The following is a 4,089-nucleotide window of genomic DNA, read 5'->3' on the forward strand; positions in this document are numbered from 1 at the left end:
GGCATGCATCGTGAGATACTCGGCGATGAGGCGCCGCATTGCGGCATCATCGTCAATGACAAGAACATGTTTCAACGGCACACCTGGTTTTGGGGGTTGCGCCCCGATCAGGGTTGCATTACCTGAATCTGCAAGCAAAAGGCTGTATTAGTGATGACATTACTTGAAATTGAACAACTGGTTCTCAAAACCCTCAACGCTCTAGTTGCCGAAAAAGTAGAGGTGTCGATGACAACCAGAATGCGGGATCTCGGCCTCGACAGCCTCGACTATAACGAGCTTGCTACGGCGATCGAGAGCCGACTTGGCTGGTTTGTCGACGATTACAAGCTCTGGCAATACGAGTCCGTAAGGCATGTCGCCGACGCCGTCGCCAGTCAGGAGTTGCGCACCGCGGAACCACCAGCAGTGCGACAAGTGCTGGAGTAGTGCTGTAGGCACAGGTTACGGTGAGGGCAGCTTGGGCGGCGGTAGCTATTGCCATTGCTCCGCTGTGGTTTCTATTCGTGACTGGTGTGTTTGAGAACTGTTGGGTCAGCCCGGTCCATGTCGCAGTGCCGATGCCCCTTTGGTGGCGTTGCCCGCAATTGCGATCGCTGCGCCCAGGGCACCAATGCTGACGGTCGTTGTCAGGCCACCCGTTGAATTGTTGTCAGAGGCAACAGTGCCCACCACACCATCCCAATTGGTGGTCGTATAGACCGACATGTAGTCACGGAACACGCTCTCACTATACGTGGTCACGATCGTTGCCGTCGTACCGGTTGGCACGAGGGCCGACCACACTGACAGATAGACCACACCAGAATTGAAGATGCTTTCCACCTGAGCGAGAAGGGTGGCAGCCACACCCCCAATCGTCATACTGTTGACGGTCACTGCACTTTCGGTGTCAGTTGTCACGATGACACGACGATTAGCGTGTGGCGCGACAAGAAGCGGAATGCTGGTGTGGGTGTAAACGGTCGTGGCAGTCGAGTCTTCGTGAGTGCCATTGAAGACCAGATCTATCGGGAACATTTTCTCCCAGACGCCCGAGCTGCGCACATAGACCTGTCGAGCCTTGGTCCAGAGGCTTGAGATTTTCACCCATACGGCGCTAGCCGCCCCCCAGACCCCGGAGGCTTTGACGTAAAGGGCCATTACGGCTGCACCCAGAAATCACCGTCCACGCCGCCAGAAGGGGCAGCGGCCGAGATCGTGACGCTGCGATTTGCCATCGTGCCGACGCCGAGAAGCGCCTTGGTCTGGGCAATGGACTGCGGTCGACGATAATTGTCCCCGGTGCCGTCACTCGACACGCGACCGACGAAGCTCGTCACAGCGTCGGCACCTGTGGCGTAGGTCGAGCGGTACAAACGCGTCGTGATATCACCAGCGCCATCGCGCTGAGGCGATGAACATGTATGGCGAGAGCAGAACGTTTGGGGCGGGACGAAGAGGTTGCGGAGGGCTGACAAGGTCGAGACGAAGCGTTGCAGGCCTCCCGGCGATCGGACCTCTGCATCATCCGCTCCCGTTTTCGCGGCGGCACATGGGAATTCTCCGCTCCGTTGTTCAACCCCTTGTGCGACCGGTGCTTGACGTCCGGCATCACCTGTCGCTTTGCCGCTCCATACGAGCGCAGCTAGTCGGTGATCATGCGCTTCGGCGCGAGCCCCTGCTTCTTCAACGGCCGCGTCAGCAAGCGCTTGGCGGCCTTGGTGTTGCGGCGGTTTTGCACGATTTCGTCCAGCACATATCCATCCTGGTCGACGGCGCGCCACAACCAAAGCTTTTTGCCGGGCGATGGTGACGACCACTTCGTTCAGGTACCAGACATCATTCCGGCACGGCGGCTTGCGGCGCAAGCAGCGAGCGCAGTCCAGCCCGAACTTAGATGCCCCACCGGCGACTTGTCTCATACGAAACCACGATGCCGCGTTCCAGCAGCATTTCCTCAACCAGGCGCAGGCTCAGCGGAAACCGGAAATAAAGCCAGAGCGCGTGGGCGATAATAGGCGGCGGAAATCGGGGGGCGTGTAGCTGACGGCGGGCGTATTCATGCCCCCCGGCGTCCATGTCGCAAATCTTGACGATTGCTTTGTGTGTCAAGCCCGCCGCAGGTCTCAACGCGTTCATATGCAGACATTGTGAAAATCGCCCTATTCCGCCTTTTTTTACCGCCCCTTAAGTCCCCCGCTCGCATGCTTGTCGATGCATTGAACTCATAGCCATCGGCCAAGGATTTTGGAAAATATGGTTCCGCTCGCAGCAGAAAACGTGAGAGTCGCTGTAGGCCTAACGTCAAGGGGAGAGAGCGGTTTGATTGGACGAAATGGGTACCGGAGTACCGAGTCATGAAGCCACGAGGTAATCTGGTCCGACTGAAGCAATTTCAGGTGAATGAGAAGCGGCGACAGTTGCACCAGCTAGACATCATGATTGCCGATTTCGAACGCATGGCGCGAGAACTGGACTTCCAGATAAACGCCGAGGAAACGAAGGGCGGCATCTCCGATGTCAATCATTTCGCTTATCCGACGTTCGCCAAGGCCGCTCGCCTACGTCGTGACAACGTCAAGAATTCGCAATCGGACCTTCTGCGGCAGAGAACCGCAGCCGAGCCATGCCTCGCCGAGGCTGAAGCAGAGCTCTCCAAGGCGCAATTGCTAGAATCGCGCAGCGGCAGAGGCCACGACCTCGAACCCGGCAACCGAAGCGCCATGATCGGCTGAGCCGGACGGCTTCAGCGCGCCTCAATTCGCGACACCGACTGGCCGTTGGCGCGCGAGAGGCGTGCGGGCACTGTAAAGATATCAGCGTCTTGATGCAGCGATAGCTGGTCGGGACGGCTGTCATGCTGCGGCGACATACGCGATTTTGTCCAGATTTGCATAGCGGCGTTACGCAGGTATGGGGGAAAGTGGAATTGGTTGGCAATCGGATCATCGGTGGAGACGAACCGCTGCCGGCGGACCGGCGCCTGGCGGCAACGCCTGGCGCTTTCGGCGGCGGCGGTAACGGCAAAGCAGGCTGGCCGCGTCGAGGATGAAGCGGCCCCTGCGTGATGCCGTTCTGCTCACGGCCGGGAGACGGGGTCGGCCCCGCCGGCCGGATGCTGCTCGCTTGGCGCGGCACCGTAAAGTCAACCGACAGCTTATGAAGATGTGCTTACATTGGGCCATGTCAGAAGTTGCTCGTGGTCCGCTCTATGGTCGCCACCGCTTTCCCCCGAGATCATTGCGCACGCGGTATGGCTCTACTTTCGCTTTCCGCTCAGCCTGCGCATGGTTGAGGACATGCTGGCGGCCCGCGGCATCATCGTCACGCATCAGACCGTTCGAAGCTGCGCGGAGAAATTCGGACGGCATTTCGCCCAGGAGATCAATATCAGCCGGCTGCCTGGGCGACAAATGGCATCTCGACGAATGTGTCGTGGCTATCAGTGCAAGAAGCAGTGGCTCTGGCGTGCCGTCGATCAGGACGGCTTCGTCCTCGAAGTGCTGGTACAAAGCCGCCGAAATGCCAAGGCGGCAAAGCGTCTGATGCGCAAGTTGCTGAAAGCTCAAGGGCGGACACCACGGATCATGATCACCGACAAGCTCCGATCCTATGATGCCGCCATGCGCGACCTCATGCCCGGCGTCGAACACCGGTCGCACACAGGCCTGAATAATCGAGCGGAAAATTCGCACCAGCCGACCCGACGACGCCAAAGGATCATGAAACGCTTCAAGTCGGCACGCCAGCTTCAGCGGTTCGTTTCCATCCATGATCCGATTGCCGACCTGCTCACTTTCCCTGCAATGCGCTGTCATCGGCTCAACATCGAGACCTGCGTAACGCTCCCATGCAAATCTGAACAAAATCGCGTGTGTCGCCACAGCGTGACAGCCGTCCCGGCCAGCTATCGCTGCATCAAGCCGCTGAAACTTACAGTGCCGGGCGCGCTGCTACCTGAATTTCCTTAACGCTCATTCAATGTGACAGCACCGATTCTTCTCAACCGCGGCATGCCCTAAATCGCCACCTGCGTGCCGATCTCGACCACACGTCCGGTCGGGATCTGGAAATACTCCGTCGCATCGGCCGCCGAGCGGGCGAGCC

At 58.8% G+C, this 4,089-nt stretch carries 5 protein-coding genes and 3 pseudogenes; 4 read left to right on the top strand and 4 right to left on the bottom strand.

Annotation, left to right across the window (positions count from 1 at the left end; all coding sequences use genetic code 11):
• Positions 1-75, bottom strand: a pseudogene (locus NKI96_RS32355) (DNA-binding response regulator); the annotation flags it as partial.
• 78 nt (positions 76-153) lie between these two features.
• On the opposite strand from NKI96_RS32355, the gene NKI96_RS32360 reads away from it, so the two are divergent.
• Entirely contained in the window at positions 154-429 is a 276-nt protein-coding gene (locus tag NKI96_RS32360; protein ID WP_023679571.1) for an acyl carrier protein, read from the top strand.
• A gap of 105 nt (positions 430-534) precedes the next feature.
• Here NKI96_RS32360 and NKI96_RS32365 read toward each other — a convergent pair whose 3' ends face one another.
• The 3 genes and pseudogenes from NKI96_RS32365 to NKI96_RS32375 form a co-directional block, all read right to left on the bottom strand.
• Entirely contained in the window at positions 535-1,143 is a 609-nt protein-coding gene (locus NKI96_RS32365) for a hypothetical protein (RefSeq protein WP_023686092.1), read from the bottom strand.
• Positions 1,143-1,322 (bottom strand): hypothetical protein, encoded by a 180-nt coding sequence (locus NKI96_RS32370; protein ID WP_031194388.1) that lies wholly within the window; start codon positions 1,320-1,322, stop codon positions 1,143-1,145. Before NKI96_RS32370 ends, NKI96_RS32365 begins: the two co-directional genes overlap by 1 nt.
• Positions 1,319-2,045: pseudogene (locus tag NKI96_RS32375) on the bottom strand (IS6 family transposase). Before NKI96_RS32375 ends, NKI96_RS32370 begins: the two are co-directional and overlap by 4 nt.
• A gap of 294 nt (positions 2,046-2,339) precedes the next feature.
• Here NKI96_RS32375 and NKI96_RS32380 point away from each other — a divergent pair.
• From NKI96_RS32380 to NKI96_RS32390, 3 genes and pseudogenes are all read left to right on the top strand, one after another.
• On the top strand, positions 2,340-2,717 hold the full coding sequence (locus NKI96_RS32380) for a hypothetical protein (RefSeq protein ID WP_023693588.1): 378 nt from the start codon (positions 2,340-2,342) through the stop codon (positions 2,715-2,717).
• 234 nt (positions 2,718-2,951) lie between these two features.
• Positions 2,952-3,115: pseudogene (locus NKI96_RS32385) on the top strand (DUF1403 family protein); the annotation flags it as partial.
• 154 nt (positions 3,116-3,269) lie between these two features.
• Positions 3,270-3,953 (top strand): IS6 family transposase, encoded by a 684-nt coding sequence (locus tag NKI96_RS32390; protein ID WP_023686095.1) that lies wholly within the window; start codon positions 3,270-3,272, stop codon positions 3,951-3,953.
• Positions 3,954-4,089 lie beyond the last annotated feature (136 nt).

This window comes from Mesorhizobium sp. M0292 (assembly GCF_040321695.1).
In the GTDB taxonomy this organism is placed as follows: domain Bacteria; phylum Pseudomonadota; class Alphaproteobacteria; order Rhizobiales; family Rhizobiaceae; genus Mesorhizobium.

Bases quoted from the DNA above. Each gene is read 5' to 3' on its own strand.
- NKI96_RS32365 (WP_023686092.1), bottom strand. From the start codon at position 1,143: ATGGCCCTTTACGTCAAAGCCTCCGGGGTCTGGGGGGCGGCTAGCGCC.
- NKI96_RS32380 (WP_023693588.1), top strand. From the start codon at position 2,340: ATGAAGCCACGAGGTAATCTGGTCCGACTGAAGCAATTTCAGGTGAAT.
- NKI96_RS32390 (WP_023686095.1), top strand. From the start codon at position 3,270: ATGGTTGAGGACATGCTGGCGGCCCGCGGCATCATCGTCACGCATCAG.
- NKI96_RS32360 (WP_023679571.1), top strand. From the start codon at position 154: ATGACATTACTTGAAATTGAACAACTGGTTCTCAAAACCCTCAACGCT.